We start from the raw sequence: 15,927 nt of genomic DNA on the forward strand, positions 1-15,927 counted from the left end.
GCCCTGCAACGAAAAGGCACCGCAAAGCGGTGCTTTTTTTATGGCCGGAGGCGTCCACACATCGGTCACGCTAAAGTGATAGGCATGAGCGCGGTCGCCAAATCTCAGTCCCATGCCCCCAAAGGCACGCCGAAGCCGAGCCCGGCGGCGCTGAATGCGGCTGCCGCGAGCTTTGCCGCGCTGACCGCTCGACTGGACTACCTGAGCCCCGAAGACACCGAGCTGGTCCGCCGCGCCTACCGCTTCGCCGACGAGGCGCACCTGGGTCAGCTGCGCAACAGCGGCGAGCCGTACATCACCCACCCCATCGCCGTGGCGGCGCAATGCGCCGAGTGGAAGCTCGACGCGCAGGCGCTGATGGCCGCCCTGCTGCACGACGCGATCGAGGACTGCGGCGTCACCAAGCCCGAACTCATCGAGCGCTTCGGCGCCCCGGTCGCCGAACTGGTCGACGGGCTTACCAAGCTCGACAAGCTGCAGTTCAACACCCGCGAGGAGAACCAGGCCGAGTCGTTCCGCAAGATGCTGCTGGCCATGGCGCGCGACGTGCGCGTCATCCTCGTCAAGCTGGCGGACCGCACGCACAACATGCGCACGCTGGCCGACGCGCCCCGCGAGAAATGGGGACGGATCTCGCGCGAGACGCTGGACATCTACGCGCCCATCGCTCATCGGCTGGGGCTGAACCAGACCTACCGCGAACTGCAGGAACTTTCTTTTCGCCATCTGAAACCGTGGCGCTATGCCACGCTGTCGAAGGCCGTTGCCAAGGCGCGCGGCCGCCGGCGCGACCTGATCCAGAAGGTGCAGAAGGAGGTCGAGGCCGCCTTTTCCGCCGCCGGCATGACGCTGCGCATCGCCGGACGCGAGAAGACGCTCTATTCCATCTACCGCAAGATGGAGGAAAAGCACCTGAGCTTCGCCCAGGTGACCGACATCTACGGCTTCCGGCTGATCGTGCCGAACGTGATCGCCTGCTACACCGGGCTCGGCATCCTGCACCAGATGTACAAGCCCCTGCCGGGCAAGTTCAAGGATCACATCGCGATCGCCAAGCTCAACGGCTACCAGTCGCTGCACACCACGCTCGTGGGGCCGGCCGGCGTGAGCGTGGAATTCCAGCTGCGGACCGAGGCGATGCACGTGGTGGCCGAATCGGGCGTGGCCGCGCACTGGCTGTACAAGGCCGCCGAGCCCAACGCCGCCAGCAACGACCGCCTGGGCACCAAGTGGCTGCAGTCGCTGCTCGACATCCAGGACGAGACGCGCGACGCCGCCGAGTTCTGGGACCACGTCAAGGTCGACCTGTTCCCTGACGCGGTGTACGTGTTCACACCCAAGAGTCAGATCATGGCGCTGCCGCGCGGTGCCACGGTGGTTGACTTCGCCTACGCCATCCACAGCAACATCGGCGACCACACCTCGGCCGCGCGCATCAACGGCGACCAGGTGCCGCTGCGCACCGAACTCAAGAACGGCGACGTGGTCGAGGTGATCACGGCGCCGGTGTCGACGCCCAATCCAGCATGGCTGGGCTTCGTGCGAACCGGCCGGGCGCGCTCCAAGATCCGCCACTACCTGAAGACGCTGGCGCATGCCGAGTCCGAAGGCCTGGGCGAGAAGCTGCTCGCGCAGGCGCTGCGGGCCGAAGGCCTGAGCAAGCTGCCCGAGGATGACGAGGAGCATCAGGCCCTGTGGGAGAAGCTCCTGCGCTTCACCGGCAACCGCACCCGCTCCGAGTTGCTGACCGACATCGGCTTGGGCAAGCGCATCGCGAGCATCGTCGCGAAGCGGCTGGTGTCGATGCTTTCCGAGCTGGGCGAGCGACCTGACGCATTGCTGCTGAGCCGCGAGCGCTTCATCTCGCACGAGACGGTGTCGCAGGGCGCCGTCACTTTGGACGGCAGCGAGAACTCCTCGGTGCGCTTCGCGCTGTGCTGCCGGCCGATTCCCGGCGACCCGATCGTCGGCTATCTCGGCCACGGCGAAGGCCTGGTGGTGCACACCGAAGACTGCGGTGTCGGCCAGCGGCTGCGCCACAAGGACAGCGAACGCTTCTTCGCCGTCGAATGGGCGGACGAGCCGACGCGCGCGTTCGAGACCGGCGTGGTCATCACCGTGCGCAACGACAAGGGTGTGCTGGCGCGTGTCGCAGCCACATTGGCCGATGCGGAAGCCGACATCACGCACGTGGAGATGGCCGACGAAACCCCGCAGGATTCGACCGACCTGCGCTTCGTGATCGCCGTGCGCGACCGCGCGCATCTGGATGCGGTGCTGCGAGCAGCGCGGCGCACGGCATCGGTGCTGACCGCCTCCAGGACGGTTCCCGCGCCCTGAGCTGCCGTCAGTCAGTGGCCGAGCGCGGCGCCGGATAGCTCACGGACAGAATCTCGACCTCGTGCGCCCCGCCCGGGGTGACGAGCTTCACGACGTCCCCTTCGCGCGCCTTCAGCAACGCCCGCGCGATCGGCGAAATCCAGCTGACCTGCGACTTCGCGCTCTCCGCCTCGTCGATGCCCAGGATGGTGACGCTGCGCTCCTCGCCGGCCTCGTCGGCATAAAGGACCGTGGCACCGAAGAAGACCTGGTCGCGGCCATGGTGCACAGACGGATCGGTGACCTCCGCAATCTCGAGGCGCTTGGTGAGGAAGCGGATGCGGCGATCGATCTCGCGCAGGCGCTTCTTGCCGTAGAGGTAGTCGCCGTTTTCCGAGCGGTCGCCGTTCTTGGCGGCCCAATGGACGGTCTCGACGATCTTCGGGCGCTCCTCGTCCATCAGGTGCAGCAGCTCGTCGCGCAGGCGCGCGTAGCCGTCGGGGGTGATGTAGTTCTTGCCGCCCGCGGGAATCGGTGGCAGGGCGCCATCCGCGCCGTCGTCGTCTCCGTCGGAATCCGTTTCCTTGGTGAATGCCTTGTTCACGCTGATCCTCCGAAAAGAAAAAAGCCCGCAACTCGCGTTGCGGGCTTTCTTTATAGTGGTGCGGCTGGCAGGAATCGAACCCACGACCCCTTGGTTCGTAGCCAAGTACTCTATCCAGCTGAGCTACAGCCGCACAGCTAGCGATTATAGCCCGCTTTGGAGCCCTCTCTCGAACTATTCGGGCAAATTGAATAAATCGAAACCCGAAAAAGAAAATGCCCGGAAGACGAATCTCCCGGGCATTTCAAGATGGTGCGGCTGGCAGGAATCGAACCCACGACCCCTTGGTTCGTAGCCAAGTACTCTATCCAGCTGAGCTACAGCCGCTAAGCTCTCGATTATAGCCTGTTTTGGGCTGCTCCCCGAAAGCACGACGAAAGATGCGGGATCGAATCGTCAAGGGAGTGGTGGTAGGCCGTGCTGGGCTTGAACCAGCGACCAACGGATTATGAGTCCGCTGCTCTAACCAACTGAGCTAACGGCCCACGCGCAACGATTCTATGCGCGCCGACGGGCCTACTTGCGATGGCTCAGTGCGTTGGTCACGAGGCGCGACGTGATGTCGACGATCTGGATCATGCGGTCGTAAGGCATGCGCGTCGGCCCGATCACGCCCAGCGTGCCCACGACCTCCCCGTCGACCTCGTAGTTCGCGCTGACGATCGAAAGCTCCTCGAACGGCACCACCTGGCTTTCGCCGCCGATGAAAATCCGCACGCCATCGGCCTTGCTCGACACGTCCAGCAAGCGCATCAGCTGGGCCTTCTGCTCGAAGAGCTCGAAGGCGCGGCGCAGCTGCCCCATATCGCTGGAGAAGTCGCTCACCGACAGCAGGTTGCGCTCGCCGGAAATCACGACGTCGTCTTCCTTTGCCTCGGTCAGCACTTCCGAGCTGACCTGCACGGCTGCCTGCATCAGCGTGGCGATCTCGCCGCGCAGCTTCTCGATCTCGGACTGCAGCCGGTCGCGCACCTGCTCGATGGTCAGCCCGGCATAGTTCGCGTTGATGTAGTTCGAGGCCTCGACCAGTTGCGACTGCGAGTAGTCGGCCTCCGGAAAGATCACCCTGTTCTGCACGTCGCCATCGGGCGAGACGATGATCACCAGCAGCCTGCGCTCCGACAGCCGCAGGAACTCGATCTGCTTGAACACCGACGCGCGCCGCGGCGCCATCACCACGCCGACGAACTGCGACATGTTCGACAGCAGGTGCGCCGCATTGGCGATCACCTTCTGCGGCTGGTCGGGCGCGAGGCTCGGCGCGGTCATCTGCTCGCGCTGGGCGGTCAGCATGGTGTCCACGAAAAGCCGATATCCGCGGTGCGTCGGAACGCGGCCGGCCGAGGTGTGCGGGCTGGCTATCAGCCCCAGCGCCTCGAGGTCGGACATGACGTTGCGGATGGTTGCCGGCGACAGATCGAGCCCCGACGAACGCGAAAGCGTCCGCGATCCCACGGGTTGCCCGTCAGCGATGTAGCGCTCGACGAGCGTCTTGAGCAGCAACTTGGCACGGTCGTCCAGCATTGCAAGATTTTAGTGTTGTACTTTCAAAATCTCACGAAGCGCGGCCGAAAAGACACGCCTTCGCGCACCAACGCCGACCGCACACCCGTGTAGGACACGTCTAGCATTTCGGCAATTTCCCGGATGGTGAAGCCGGCACGATAAAGCATCGCACACGCCGCAGAGTGCTCATCAACCACCAACGGCCGGCGACCAAACAGCACCCCCCGAGCCTTCGCGGCAACCCTCCCAGCCTCACAGCGCTCCCGTATCAGACTCCGCTCAAACTGGGCGAACGCCGCGATCATTTGAAGAGCAAGCTCTCCAAACGAGTGCGATGTATCGATAGGCTCCGTCAGGGATCGGAAGCCGCAACCCCGCCCCTTGAGCACGTCCATAACGCGCAGCACCTCCTGCATAGACCTGGCTATGCGATCCAGCTTCCAGACCACGAGCGTATCCCCCTCCCTCAGAGACTCGAGCAGCCTCTGCAGTTCCGGACGAGGACCAACGCCCGAACCTTTCTCCCAAAACACCTTCCTCACTCCATACCTCTTCAGCGCTCTAAGCTGCAAATCTGCCTCTTGCTCAGCCGTACTCACGCGCGCATACCCAACAAACATTGCTCCCTCCAATGAAAAAGCCACCCCTCCGGTGGCTCGAATGACTCTGCCGCAGCTGTCGAAATGGGGGCGAGATTCCCTCCAGAAACCTGCGGTTTCCTACGGCAATCTCTCGTCGGGGTGCACGTGGGCCGCAGCCTCCGCCCAAAGGGCTACGGAACAGCCAAACAGCCGTTTGCTTTGCAAGCACGAATTCAGCCTTGCCCTTTCGACCCACGCGCATCGCGGCTTGTCGCCTGCGCCTGATCGACCCCCAGACCGCCCCGCCCATACAAGGCCCTTGCCCTGATGACGCCGGATCGCCCCGACCTCATCGACGGGACCGGCCTGATCGACGGTCCCGCCATGGGGTTTCACCCCATACCCCTCCGCTATTCCTCGCCGGTCAGGCCCGTGTAGAGCACCGTGGTGAAGTGATAGACGACGACGGCCGCCGCGATGGCGATGAGGATGATCCAGATCATGACGCCCCCGCCAGTTCGCGAGCACGTGCCCACGCTGCATCGGGCACCAAGGCCGCCAGAGCCTCGATTTCCGGCCTTTTCGGCTTGGGGGTAGGTCTAGGTGCCGGCTTGCCCGAGAACAGGGCTGCAAGCAGCGATTGCTTGCGTTGGCGGGGCTGGTAGCGGCCCTTGAGGTGCCATGCGCTGAGATAGCTGAAGGGCGCGCCCTCCGGATCGTCCTTGAAGATCTGCCGCGTGTCGTAGGCAGCGTGGAGGTGATCGCCTCGAAACCACTCCTGATCGACAGTCACGCCGGGCACGTCAGCCAAGCTGATCTTCGCGATGTGCATGCGCGGAAGCCGGCCCTTCTTGCCGAGAAACGCACCGACGATGGGGATGCGAATTTTGTCGGCGCGGATGCACTTCACCATGTACTCAGCGAGCGCCATCCGGACCTGCTTATCGATCATGTCGGCATGCTGGACGATGAGGTACACGTCCCACCCCTTCTTTCGGGCGTGGATCAGCCAATCGATGAGCGCGGCGCGGTTCTTGTCCTGGAACTGGCGAGCGTTGAGCCACGAGCCGAGTTCATCGAGCACCATCACGCCGTTTTTGTCTTCGTCGTAGCTGTCCGGGTTGCCGTGGCCGATCATGTCCAGCTGCTCGGCCGTGGGCTTGTCGGGCACGCGAATGACGACGCCACGATTCATCGCCGGCACCAGCGCCTCCATGGCGACGTTGAGATTCGTCGCCGTGCGCTTGCCCGCGAGCAGCGCCTCGCGCAGCTTGCCCACCGCGAACTTGGTCTTGCCTGTACCGAGCTTGCCCTGAACCACATAGACCGCCATTGCTCACCCCGCCGTTGCAAAGAGCCGCAGTTGATCGCGCTGCCACACGTAGACGGTGCAAGCCGTCCAGATCGTCACGTAGGCACTGATGCACGGTGCCGCAGCTGGGGGCATCACCATGCCCATGCCCTGCGCGAACATCTGCGGCGTCCCAGTGCTGTACGCGCGCACCGCACCGAGCGTGACGCGCATCAGGACGAAGAGACCGAGCGTGAGCGCGCTGCTCGTGGCGACAGCCGCGAGGCCGAACGCAACCTTGCGCGTCACCCACTGAGTCAACCACGCGACGAAGCCCGAAAACAGGCTGACCAGCAATCCACCAAGCAACGGCATCAGTGCACCCCGCTACCCATCACACGGGCAACCATTCCGACGATGGCAAAGAAGGTGCCAACGACCCATAGGAACGTCATCACAGCGATGACATACGGCTGAATCACACAGATATTCAGCGTCACCGGCTGATTGATGATCGGCAGGGTGCCGAGCTGCCACGGCGTACACGCCTCGGAGTTGAACCATGCAGGAATGCCGCCCCACGAGGTGTCCATGCCGCCCGGGTTCGTCGCCTTCTGCAGACCTTCGACGGCCTTATCCATGGCCTGATCCAGCGCGGTGGTCTTCATCCCATCACCACCACCCTCGGGGGTACCCTTCTCATCAACCTTGACATTGCACTGCGCCTGTCCAGGCGCGCCGCAAGGGTCCTTTTGCTCGGTGCCATCGGCCTTCACGGTCGAACCGGTGCCGGAGGGAGAGCCACCAGCGCCACCACCCTTACCACCGGTAGCTGCTGCAGCAGGCCCGCCATCGTTGCCACCAGTCCCCGAGCTCGGCGTCCTGCCCGCACCCGTTGACGGTCCCACCCCCGATGACGAAGGCGTACCCGCAGGAGGGTTGCCTGCTATAGGCGCAGCCCCTCCCGGAATCGGCTTATCAACAGTCGTCACAGGCTTCTGAGCCGTGCCGTAGCAGCCGAGCTTTCCATCGATTTCGCCGACATAGCCAGGGCACTCCTTGATCGGCGTACTCTTGTCCGTCGCAGCAGTGTTCGCGGTGCACTCCTTGCCCCGCCCGAGCCCTTCAAACGGCGCTGTCACGCGATAGAGCCCGTTCGCGGCAGGAACCTGCGACTTCTGCGGAGGCCCGCTCAGCGTCAAGTTCATATCGACCTCACAGCCCTCGACGCATGCGGTGCTACCGCTACTAGGCACCGACATCTCACCCCCCACCCACCTGGAATCCGTGTCATCGGGCGTGCGTGTCCAACCGAGGGTCCAATTCACAGTGCGCGGCTTATTCATCTGCGCGCTGCATTTGTTCACATGCGGCACACACTGCCCGTTGCTCTCGTCGTAGTTCGCATTGCATTGGCACCCACCAGTGACCGCCGTGCTGTTGGCGGGACATACGCTGGCGTACTCCTGCGTAGGCACGGCCACGTTGTCGAACACCACACCGCCGGTGGCCTTGTTCGTGACGATGTAGACACACTGATTCGTGTAGGCATTCTTCTTAGTCACCGAGTACGACGCGTTCGGCCACGCAGCGAGCCATGCATCGCAGGACGCAACCCAATTGGCACCAGTACCCGCCCACTCACCCGTGGTGTAACCAGCTAGACCGCCCTTCGTTTCCCAGTAGGAGACCTTAGGGACAAGCGCATGCGCAGAGAACGAAGAGATGAGCAGCACGAAGGCTGCAAGCAATGCGCGAATCATCGACCACACCCACTCATGAGCGAACCACAGCGGCCAATGCGCTCGGCGACGGATTCATGAAAGTCGGGCGGCATCCGCGAGGCCCGACCGGCCGCACAGCCGATGAGTCCCAAGATGACGAAGGCGAGCGCGAGGCGATCCATGGTGGCTCCAGACGGTTACCAGTGAACACCCTCGCGGGTGCCCACCAGAAACAGCCCGGGGATCAGGCTGCGCCGCGCATGCGCTTGATGAACTTCACGCCGACGCTCCAGCCCACGCCGGCCAGCGAGATCGAGACGTAGGCAGCACCCGCGATAGCGAGCAGCGCCAGGACCTTGGTGAGGGCTTCACCGATGGACGCCTCAGGCGTGGACGAGGTCTGCGCGAACGCGGCCGGCGCGGACATGAGAGCGACCGCCATCGCGGCGAGACGGTTGCGCAGTGCGGTGTTGTTGCGCAGCGAGAGGGACGAAACTTTCATGATGAACTCCAGAGAAACAAACCGGTGAGCGACCGGCAACGCATCAGGCAGAACTGCCGATTCCTTTGATGAGCTTGACCACGTAGCCGACCTTGAAGCCGGCCCAATAGACGATGAACAAGGCTCCGATGAACAAGCCAATCTCCGCGGCCGTCACAGCGACCTCCCATCGCGATACCCGGCCACGAAGGCGAAGAAGAGACCAACGCACACGATTGCTTCGACCATGGCGACACCTCGCTACACCCGGAGGGCGCCGCTACGCGTCACCCACCGGGAACGCTCGGCGTCTCGATGAGACGAGAGCAAATGGACATGCGCCGGACTCACTGCGGCCTGCGACGAGGCGGTGTCGTGCACGGCGGACGAGTGGCGGACGTGGAGACCGGCTTGCACACGGACCTCAATGCAGCGTGGGCCGCTCTGGCATCCAGCTGAAGGGGCCAGCTGCATCGATGCGGCGCGGCGTGGTCCGCACTCGGATAAAGCTCTGAAAACCGCCGCCTGTTGGTGCGAATTCAGACTGCAGAAGCTCTCCGGTCTCAGCATTGACGTAACCGCCTCCCGGCGCAGGTCTGAAGCGGTCGCTGATCGCAGCATTGCCCTGCACATACGCAGGCCACAAAGCCCACCGACGAATAGCAGCGCCAACAGAGCAAAGCCCTCCGACGCCGTGAATACGTGCCCCACGGGGAAACCCTCCTACGTTCTTGCTATCCGCCTTCTTGGCGTAGCTCATGAGGTAGGCCACCGGTGCGCGGCCCTTCTCGGTGTTGGTGAAACCGTGCGTCCACCAGCCGCGCTTGTCGGCCATGGGCATCGACACGCCGGGCGGCAGGAAGAAGATGGCGTGGTAGTGGATGACGCCACGGCCTTGACCGTCCTCGCGGCGCTTGCCGTCTTGCAGCTCGCCCACCCACACGTACTTCAGCCGCTGGCCGGGGCAGCGGTCCTTGAACCACGCGCGGACCTTGCGCAAGTAGTCGGAGATGTGACGCGGGCGCCAGTCGGCATTGGTGCCCCGGTACGTGAGGGTCACCATCACGTTGTTGTCGCCGACGCCATCACCGAGGTTCAGAAGGCACTTCGCGCCGACGCCTACGGCCTTGCGCAGACGGGTGACCCGCGCTTGCGCGCGGTCGATCTTGATGCAGCGCTCTGCCCAAACCATCACCGTCGGGAGGGAAGGCTTCAAGGCAAAACCACTTGTTGATTCTGAGACAAGCCCGCGCGCTGCGCGCGCTTCCATGGCCTCGCGACGGCCAGCCGTGCGGCGCGAGCGCGCGGCGAAGGCTTCGCCGACTGGCGAGAGCGCGAACATGCTCATTGCGGCCGCTCCTGCTGCTGCGCGACGGCATCGCGAATGATCTGCGTCGTGCGCAGTTCGGCGTGGATGCAGGTGATCGCAGCACAGGCCCACAGGACCCATGCGACGAAGCGGGCGTAGTCGCCCAGGCGGCGCGGCGTGATCGTCATGACATGTCGAGCAGGTGCTGAGCCTGCACGCAGAGAGAGATGAAGAGGCGCTGTTCGTAGGGAGTGAACGACCGAAGCTCGGCACCGTCGAGGCCGTCGAACCAGGAGCGCAAGCGGAGGAAGTTGCGGGCGTACGCGCTCATCGCGTCATCTCCCGCAGCTCACAGCGAACGTCGATCACGAGGTAGGCCACGAGTGCGATGCAGATGAGCACCTGCATCACGAGGACGGGCCAGGGCGAGGGGTCTACCACGCTCATCACAGCCCCGCTTCCGCTTCGAGGTCGAGCAGCACTGCAAGCACGAAGGCGGAAGCCTCGGCTTGCTCGGCCATGACGGTCTCGCGGCGAGCGGCACCGGGCATGCGCAGCACCTCGAAGTACTCCACGCGATCACGATGGCGCTTGGCCTCCGCGAGGTGGGAGCGCAGGAGGTTGACCGCCTCCGCGCCCTCGGGCTCGAACATGGAGAGTTGGGCGGCGGCGTTCACAGCGACTCGCCCGAGAGCGGAACACCGGCCGCGCTGTACGTCACGTCGATCACGACCTGACCATCATCAGCGGATGCCTCGACGCTGATCGCGTCAAGACCGTCCTCCTGCGCAGCACGCAAGAGGGCGAGCAGCGCACCTTCCAACGTGGCGAGGTGCGCGGCCTGCATCGCTTCACGCGAATGCATGGTGCACCCCTTCAGCTCGAAGACTTGGGAGCCGGCGCGACGGCCTTAGCCAGCCTCGGAGCCACCGAGAGGCGGCCCTTGCTGTCGACGTAGATGCTGGAGGGGTGCAGGAGGTAGTCGCCGGGAGCGTAGAACAGCGCGGCGCCGTCCTTGTCCTTGGGCAACGAAACTTCCACCTTGGTGGGATGCGGGTCGGGGTTGCCCTCCCGGTCCGAGAGGAACATCCAGACGTCTTGGAAAGCCATGTCGTACGGCTTGCCGGTGGTCTTGGAATTGCCCTGCATGCGCCGGACGGTGGTGCTGGTGACGGAAACTTTGATCATTGGTGGCTCCTTGTTGCGTTAGTCACATCGACTAACACGGCGGAGCCTAGCTTTATCCAATACGGATAACAAGCCGAGCGTACACTTTCCTCACCTTGCGTAACGGTTACGCAACATGAGGAATTTACTGCTATGCAAACGACTATGAATCTGCTAGCCGAGGCCGAAAAGGTCCAAGACCTCTCGGCCTGGGCCGACAAGCTAGGCCTGTCGAAGCGCGTGCTCTACACCTCGAAGTACCGCGAGCACCTGAGTCCCGCCGTAGCGGGAGCGCTGGCCGAAGAACTCGGCCAGGACCCGAAAGAATGGATCGTCGTCGCAGCCCTGGAATCGGAGCGCGACAGCACTTGCAAAACTCGCATGGTGAAGCGAATAAGCAAGATGCTCATGTTGTAATTTGTGAGATATGACCTCTCGCTTTCGTCACGTAGCCCTGATCGGCAAATACCAGGCTTCCGGCGCCCGGGCGCAAGCCGATGCGCGCGACAGCGTCATGGAGGACATCGGCGCCTTCCTCGAATCCCAGGGCTGCACGGTGTTCGTCGAACGCCCGACGTGCGAAGAAGCCGATGACGCCGCCCCCGCCCATCCGCGCTACCAGGCCCTCACCGTCGAGGAAATCGGCCAGCGCTGCGACCTCGGCCTCGTGGTCGGCGGCGACGGCACGATGCTGGGCATCGGCCGGCAGCTCGCGAGCTACGGCATCCCGCTGATCGGCATCAACCGCGGCCGGCTCGGCTTCATCACCGACATCCCGCTCGACAACTACCAGTCCACGCTGATCCCCATGCTGGCCGGCGAATACGAGGAAGACCACCGCAGCCTGATGCAGGCCAGGGTCATGCGCGACGGCGCCTCGGTGTTCGACGCCTTCGCCATGAACGACGTGGTCGTCAACCGCGGCGCCACCTCGGGCATGGTCGAGCTTCGCGTCTCGGTGGGCCGCCATTTCGTGGCGAACCAGCGCGCCGACGGTCTGATCATCGCCACGCCCACGGGCTCGACCGCCTATGCGCTTTCCGCCGGCGGACCGCTGCTGCACCCCGCGGTGCCGGGCTGGGTCCTGGTGCCGATCGCGCCGCACACGCTGTCGAACCGGCCGGTGCTGCTGCCCGATGCGGACGAGATCGTGATCGAGCTGGTCGGCGGACGCGACGCCAGCGCCAATTTCGACATGCAGTCGCTCGCCTCGCTCGCCATCGGCGACCGCGTGGTTGTGCGCCGCTCCGACTTCCGCGTGCGCTTCCTGCATCCACGCGGCTGGAGCTATTTCGACACGCTGCGCAAGAAACTTCATTGGAACGAGGGAGGCTCCTGAAATGGCGCTGCGACGCATCGCACTGCGCGACTTCGTGATCGTGCGATCACTCGAACTCGACCTGTCCGGCGGCTTCACCGTGCTGACCGGTGAAACGGGCGCGGGCAAATCCATCCTGATCGACGCGCTTCAGCTGGCGCTGGGCAACCGGGCCGATGCGGGCGCGGTTCGCGAAGGCGCCGAGCGCCTGGACGTGAGCGCCGAGTTCGACGCCGACCCGGCGCTGGACAGCTGGCTCGACGAAGGCGGCTTCGAGGCCGGTGACGCGCTGCTGCTGCGCCGTACCGTCGACCTGCAGGGCCGCAGCCGCGGCTGGATCAACGGCAGCCCCGCCACCGCGACCCAGCTGCGCGAGCTCGGCGACCGCCTGCTCGACATCCACGGCCAGCACGCCTGGCAGAGCCTGACGCGGCCCGAGGCGGTGCGCGGCCTGCTCGATGCCTACTCGGGCGCACGCACCGATGCGCTCGACGCCGCATGGCAGGCCTGGCGGCAGGCGCTCTCCGCGCTCGAGCACGCCCGCTCGGCGCAAGACTCGCTGCAGCGCGAACGCGAACGGCTGCAATGGCAGATCTCCGAAGTCGCGAAGCTCGCGCCGGGCGCCGACGAGTGGGAAGAGCTCTCCACCAACCACTCGCGCATCTCCAATGCGCAGGCGCTGATCGACGCGGCCCAGGGCGCCAGCCAGGCGCTGGAAGACGACGACAACGGCGCCCTCTCCGCGCTCCAGCGCGCGGCCACGCTGCTGCAGAACTGCGAGCACATCGAGCCAGAGTTCCGTTCGCTGGGCGAGGTGCTCGCCTCCTGCGTGGCGCAGGCCTCCGACGCGGCGCACACGCTGCACGGCTACCTGCGCGATGCCGACACCGATCCGCAGAGCCTGGCCGAGCTCGACGAGCGCATGGGCCTGTGGATGTCGCTCGCGCGCCGCTACAAGCGACCGCCGGCCGAGTTGCCGGCGCTGCTGGCCGGCTGGCAGGCCGAGTTGCAGGCGCTCGACGCGCAAAGCGACCTCGAAGGCCTGGAGCGTGCCGAAGAGGCCGCGCAGCAGGCCTACATGAAGGAAGCCAAGGCGCTGGGCAAGATCCGCAAGCAGGCGGCCCCCCGCCTCTCGCAGGCCGTCACCGACGCGATGCAGGGCCTGGGCATGCAGGGCGGGCGCTTCGAGGTCGAGCTGCAGCCGCTGACGCAGCCCAGCCGCGCCGGCCTCGAGGACGTGGCCTTTCTCGTGGCCGGCCACACCGGCAGCACGCCGCGGGCCATCGGCAAGGTGGCTTCGGGCGGCGAACTCTCGCGGATCGCGCTGGCCATCGCGGTCACCACCAGCCAACTCGGCGCGGCGCAGACGCTGATCTTCGACGAGGTCGATTCCGGCGTGGGCGGCGCGGTGGCGGAAACCGTCGGCCGGCTGATGAAGCAGCTCGGCCGCGATCGTCAGGTGCTCGCCGTGACCCACCTGCCGCAGGTTGCAGCCTGCGCCGACCACCACCTGGTGGTGGCCAAGCGCCAGACGGCGGCGACCGGCGGCGACGGCCCCCGCACAGAAAGCGGCGTGTCGCGCCTGGACGACGACAGCCGCGCCAGGGAAATCGCCCGCATGCTGGGCGGCGAGAAGGTCTCGCAGACCTCGCTCGCCCACGCGCGCGAGATGCTCGGCCACAAGACCTCGGCAGCCCTGCAATGACCCTCGACCTCGTGCTCATCACGGGCATGTCGGGTTCCGGCAAGTCGGTGGCCCTGCATGCGCTCGAAGACGCGGGCTACTACTGCGTCGACAACCTGCCGCCCGAGCTGCTGACTTCCTTCATAGCGCTGCAGCACGAGCAGCAGGCCACGCGCGTGGCCATTGCCATGGACGTGCGCAGCGGCGTCTCGCTGCCTATCGTTCCGCAGCAGCTGGAGGCGCTGCGCCGCGACGGCGGCATCTCGCTGCGCTCCCTGTTTCTCGACGCGACCACCGACGCCCTGCTGCGCCGCTATTCGGAAACCCGCCGCCGCCATCCACTCTCACGTCAGGAAGGCCGCACCGACGTGCCCGAGCAGCACCGCGTGCTGACCCAGGCAATCGAACTCGAGCGCGAACTGCTGGCCGACCTGCGCGACGGCGCCGACGTGATCGACACCAGCCTGATCCGCCCGGCGCAGCTGCAGAGCTACATCAAGTCGCTGATCTCCGCGCCGCAGACGCCGCTCACGCTGGTATTCGAATCCTTCGCCTTCAAGCGCGGCGTGCCGCTGGACGCCGACTACGTGTTCGACGTGCGCATGCTGCCCAATCCGCACTACGTGCCGGCGCTGCGCCCGCTCACGGGCCGCGACGAGCCGGTGATCGAATGGCTGCGCGAGCACGACGACGTGGCGCGCATGTACGACGACATCGAGCAATTCCTGGCGCACTGGCTCGACGCGCTGGCGCGCGACCACCGCAGCTACGTGACCGTGGCCATCGGATGCACCGGCGGGCAGCACCGCTCGGTGTTCCTGGTCGAGCAGCTGGCGCGCTCGTTCGGTGCGCGTTGGGGTGCGCTGAAGCGGCACCGCGAGCTCGACGCGATCTGATCCGCTGGCGGGCTAGCTTTCGCCGCCTTCCAGCATCTTGCGCATCGGGGCCGGCAGGCCCAGCCGGCTCCATTCCTCCGCCTCGAACCAGCGCGCGGCATCGCCCTGCGGCTGTCCGCCGTCGATCTGCACTGGATGCAGGTGCAGGTCCTTGTGGGTCAGCACGTGCACGAAGGCCGGCAGGTCATGGGCGCCTCGCCGCGCGGCCGCGGGCAAGGCCTCGAGAAGCTCCTCGCGGCTGTCGAACACCGGCAGGCAGTAGAGACCGGCCCAGATGCCCTTCGCCGGCCGCTTCTCCAGCCACACGCGGCCCTGGGCATCGCGCGCCAGCAGCACCCACAGCGACTGCGCGCTGCGCTTGAGCTTGCGCGTCTTGACCGGGTAGCGCTCGGGCGCGCCTTCGCGCAAGGCGACGCAGCTCTGCTGCACCGGGCAGATCATGCAGCTCGGTTTGCGCGGCAGGCACACCGTGGCGCCCATGTCCATCACGCCCTGCGTGTAGGACGCGATGGCTTCCTTGTCGTTCGCAGGCGGGAGCAACTGCGTTGCCAGGTCCCACAAGGCGCGCTCCTGCGCCGTGGAAGACATGTCGCCCGCGAAGCCGAGCACGCGCGTGAGCACGCGCTTGACATTGCCGTCGAGGATCGCCACGCGCTCGCCGAAGCAGAAGGCCGCGATGGCCGCCGAGGTCGAGCGGCCGATGCCCGGCAGCGTGACCAGCTCCGCAGCCGTGCGCGGAAACTCGCCGCCGAATCGCGCGACGACTTCCTGCGCGCAGCGGTGCATGTTGCGCGCGCGGCTGTAGTAGCCCAGTCCGCTCCAGAGGCCGAACACCTCGTCCTCGGTGCCGGCGGCCAGCGCCTTCACGTCGGGAAAGCGCTCCAGAAAGCGAGCGAAGTAGCCGAGCACCGTCGACACCTGCGTCTGCTGCAGCATCACCTCCGACAGCCAAACGCGGTACGTGTCGCGCGTGTTCTGCCACGGCAGCTGGCTGCGGCCGTGGCTGCGCTGCCAGCTCACGATCTGGGCGGCGAAATCCGGGGGCAA

At 65.6% G+C, this 15,927-nt stretch carries 19 protein-coding genes and 3 tRNA genes; 5 read left to right on the top strand and 17 right to left on the bottom strand.

From position 1 onward, the window contains the following. Positions 1-84 precede the first annotated feature (84 nt). A complete protein-coding gene (locus ACHMXA_RS28570) occupies positions 85-2,340 on the top strand; it encodes a bifunctional (p)ppGpp synthetase/guanosine-3',5'-bis(diphosphate) 3'-pyrophosphohydrolase (RefSeq protein ID WP_176663256.1) in 2,256 nt (751 codons plus the stop codon). Between the two features lie 7 nt (positions 2,341-2,347). Here the strand turns inward: ACHMXA_RS28570 and greB are convergent, their stop codons facing one another. From greB to ACHMXA_RS28650, 16 genes are all read right to left on the bottom strand, one after another. Beyond that, positions 2,348-2,923, bottom strand: coding sequence for a transcription elongation factor GreB (greB, locus tag ACHMXA_RS28575; protein WP_176663257.1), 576 nt, complete (start codon positions 2,921-2,923; stop codon positions 2,348-2,350). A 56-nt stretch (positions 2,924-2,979) separates the two neighbouring features. Beyond that, positions 2,980-3,056 (bottom strand) — tRNA-Arg (locus ACHMXA_RS28580). A 117-nt stretch (positions 3,057-3,173) separates the two neighbouring features. Then, positions 3,174-3,250: transfer RNA gene (locus ACHMXA_RS28585), tRNA-Arg, on the bottom strand. 81 nt (positions 3,251-3,331) lie between these two features. Continuing rightward, positions 3,332-3,408: transfer RNA gene (locus ACHMXA_RS28590), tRNA-Ile, on the bottom strand. Between the two features lie 31 nt (positions 3,409-3,439). Then, entirely contained in the window at positions 3,440-4,447 is a 1,008-nt protein-coding gene (gene hrcA / locus ACHMXA_RS28595; protein WP_395317266.1) for a heat-inducible transcriptional repressor HrcA, read from the bottom strand. A gap of 23 nt (positions 4,448-4,470) precedes the next feature. Next, a complete protein-coding gene (locus tag ACHMXA_RS28600) occupies positions 4,471-5,001 on the bottom strand; it encodes a recombinase family protein (protein WP_395317267.1) in 531 nt (176 codons plus the stop codon). Positions 5,002-5,509: 508 nt separating this feature from the next. Beyond that, on the bottom strand, positions 5,510-6,343 hold the full coding sequence (locus ACHMXA_RS28605) for a zonular occludens toxin domain-containing protein (RefSeq protein ID WP_395317268.1): 834 nt from the start codon (positions 6,341-6,343) through the stop codon (positions 5,510-5,512). Positions 6,344-6,346: 3 nt separating this feature from the next. Further along, positions 6,347-6,676: a DUF5455 family protein gene (locus tag ACHMXA_RS28610; RefSeq protein WP_395317269.1), complete on the bottom strand. Its 330-nt coding sequence runs from the start codon at positions 6,674-6,676 to the stop codon at positions 6,347-6,349. Next, a complete protein-coding gene (locus ACHMXA_RS28615; RefSeq protein ID WP_395317270.1) occupies positions 6,676-8,064 on the bottom strand; it encodes a hypothetical protein in 1,389 nt (462 codons plus the stop codon). The genes ACHMXA_RS28610 and ACHMXA_RS28615 overlap by 1 nt, the downstream gene beginning before the upstream one ends. Before the next feature lie 205 nt (positions 8,065-8,269). After that, a complete protein-coding gene (locus ACHMXA_RS28620; protein ID WP_395317271.1) occupies positions 8,270-8,527 on the bottom strand; it encodes a hypothetical protein in 258 nt (85 codons plus the stop codon). A gap of 403 nt (positions 8,528-8,930) precedes the next feature. Beyond that, positions 8,931-9,854, bottom strand: coding sequence for a hypothetical protein (locus tag ACHMXA_RS28625; RefSeq protein ID WP_395317272.1), 924 nt, complete (start codon positions 9,852-9,854; stop codon positions 8,931-8,933). Continuing rightward, a complete protein-coding gene (locus tag ACHMXA_RS28630) occupies positions 9,851-10,003 on the bottom strand; it encodes a hypothetical protein (RefSeq protein ID WP_395317273.1) in 153 nt (50 codons plus the stop codon). The genes ACHMXA_RS28625 and ACHMXA_RS28630 overlap by 4 nt, the downstream gene beginning before the upstream one ends. Continuing rightward, entirely contained in the window at positions 10,000-10,146 is a 147-nt protein-coding gene (locus tag ACHMXA_RS28635) for a hypothetical protein (RefSeq protein WP_395317274.1), read from the bottom strand. The genes ACHMXA_RS28630 and ACHMXA_RS28635 overlap by 4 nt, the downstream gene beginning before the upstream one ends. 115 nt (positions 10,147-10,261) lie before the next feature. After that, a complete protein-coding gene (locus ACHMXA_RS28640; protein WP_395317275.1) occupies positions 10,262-10,492 on the bottom strand; it encodes a hypothetical protein in 231 nt (76 codons plus the stop codon). Next, entirely contained in the window at positions 10,489-10,680 is a 192-nt protein-coding gene (locus ACHMXA_RS28645; RefSeq protein ID WP_395317276.1) for a hypothetical protein, read from the bottom strand. The genes ACHMXA_RS28640 and ACHMXA_RS28645 overlap by 4 nt, the downstream gene beginning before the upstream one ends. Positions 10,681-10,691: 11 nt before the next feature. Then, positions 10,692-11,003 (bottom strand): single-stranded DNA-binding protein, encoded by a 312-nt coding sequence (locus tag ACHMXA_RS28650; protein WP_395317277.1) that lies wholly within the window; start codon positions 11,001-11,003, stop codon positions 10,692-10,694. Positions 11,004-11,147: 144 nt separating this feature from the next. Here ACHMXA_RS28650 and ACHMXA_RS28655 point away from each other — a divergent pair, with 144 nt between their 5' ends. From ACHMXA_RS28655 to rapZ, 4 genes are read left to right on the top strand one after another with little or no spacing between them, the layout of a single operon-like run. Continuing rightward, positions 11,148-11,399: a hypothetical protein gene (locus ACHMXA_RS28655; RefSeq protein ID WP_395317278.1), complete on the top strand. Its 252-nt coding sequence runs from the start codon at positions 11,148-11,150 to the stop codon at positions 11,397-11,399. Between the two features lie 10 nt (positions 11,400-11,409). Further along, entirely contained in the window at positions 11,410-12,321 is a 912-nt protein-coding gene (locus ACHMXA_RS28660; protein WP_395317279.1) for an NAD kinase, read from the top strand. A gap of 1 nt (position 12,322) precedes the next feature. Beyond that, a complete protein-coding gene (gene recN, locus ACHMXA_RS28665; protein ID WP_395317280.1) occupies positions 12,323-14,005 on the top strand; it encodes a DNA repair protein RecN in 1,683 nt (560 codons plus the stop codon). Beyond that, positions 14,002-14,880 (top strand): RNase adapter RapZ, encoded by an 879-nt coding sequence (rapZ, locus tag ACHMXA_RS28670; protein ID WP_176663261.1) that lies wholly within the window; start codon positions 14,002-14,004, stop codon positions 14,878-14,880. Before recN ends, rapZ begins: the two co-directional genes overlap by 4 nt. Before the next feature lie 12 nt (positions 14,881-14,892). Here rapZ and mutY read toward each other — a convergent pair whose 3' ends face one another. Further along, complete coding sequence (mutY, locus tag ACHMXA_RS28675) at positions 14,893-15,927, bottom strand: A/G-specific adenine glycosylase (protein ID WP_395317281.1); 1,035 nt, start codon at positions 15,925-15,927, stop codon at positions 14,893-14,895.

Source organism: Variovorax sp. UC74_104 (assembly GCF_044055375.1).
GTDB lineage: Bacteria > Pseudomonadota > Gammaproteobacteria > Burkholderiales > Burkholderiaceae_C > Variovorax.

Bases quoted from the DNA above. Each gene is read 5' to 3' on its own strand.
- ACHMXA_RS28570 (WP_176663256.1), top strand. From the start codon at position 85: ATGAGCGCGGTCGCCAAATCTCAGTCCCATGCCCCCAAAGGCACGCCG.
- hrcA (WP_395317266.1), bottom strand. From the start codon at position 4,447: ATGCTGGACGACCGTGCCAAGTTGCTGCTCAAGACGCTCGTCGAGCGC.
- ACHMXA_RS28605 (WP_395317268.1), bottom strand. From the start codon at position 6,343: ATGGCGGTCTATGTGGTTCAGGGCAAGCTCGGTACAGGCAAGACCAAG.
- ACHMXA_RS28610 (WP_395317269.1), bottom strand. From the start codon at position 6,676: ATGCCGTTGCTTGGTGGATTGCTGGTCAGCCTGTTTTCGGGCTTCGTC.
- ACHMXA_RS28615 (WP_395317270.1), bottom strand. From the start codon at position 8,064: ATGATTCGCGCATTGCTTGCAGCCTTCGTGCTGCTCATCTCTTCGTTC.
- ACHMXA_RS28620 (WP_395317271.1), bottom strand. From the start codon at position 8,527: ATGAAAGTTTCGTCCCTCTCGCTGCGCAACAACACCGCACTGCGCAAC.
- ACHMXA_RS28625 (WP_395317272.1), bottom strand. From the start codon at position 9,854: ATGAGCATGTTCGCGCTCTCGCCAGTCGGCGAAGCCTTCGCCGCGCGC.
- ACHMXA_RS28630 (WP_395317273.1), bottom strand. From the start codon at position 10,003: ATGACGATCACGCCGCGCCGCCTGGGCGACTACGCCCGCTTCGTCGCA.
- ACHMXA_RS28635 (WP_395317274.1), bottom strand. From the start codon at position 10,146: ATGAGCGCGTACGCCCGCAACTTCCTCCGCTTGCGCTCCTGGTTCGAC.
- ACHMXA_RS28645 (WP_395317276.1), bottom strand. From the start codon at position 10,680: ATGCATTCGCGTGAAGCGATGCAGGCCGCGCACCTCGCCACGTTGGAA.
- ACHMXA_RS28650 (WP_395317277.1), bottom strand. From the start codon at position 11,003: ATGATCAAAGTTTCCGTCACCAGCACCACCGTCCGGCGCATGCAGGGC.
- ACHMXA_RS28655 (WP_395317278.1), top strand. From the start codon at position 11,148: ATGAATCTGCTAGCCGAGGCCGAAAAGGTCCAAGACCTCTCGGCCTGG.
- ACHMXA_RS28660 (WP_395317279.1), top strand. From the start codon at position 11,410: ATGACCTCTCGCTTTCGTCACGTAGCCCTGATCGGCAAATACCAGGCT.
- recN (WP_395317280.1), top strand. From the start codon at position 12,323: ATGGCGCTGCGACGCATCGCACTGCGCGACTTCGTGATCGTGCGATCA.
- rapZ (WP_176663261.1), top strand. From the start codon at position 14,002: ATGACCCTCGACCTCGTGCTCATCACGGGCATGTCGGGTTCCGGCAAG.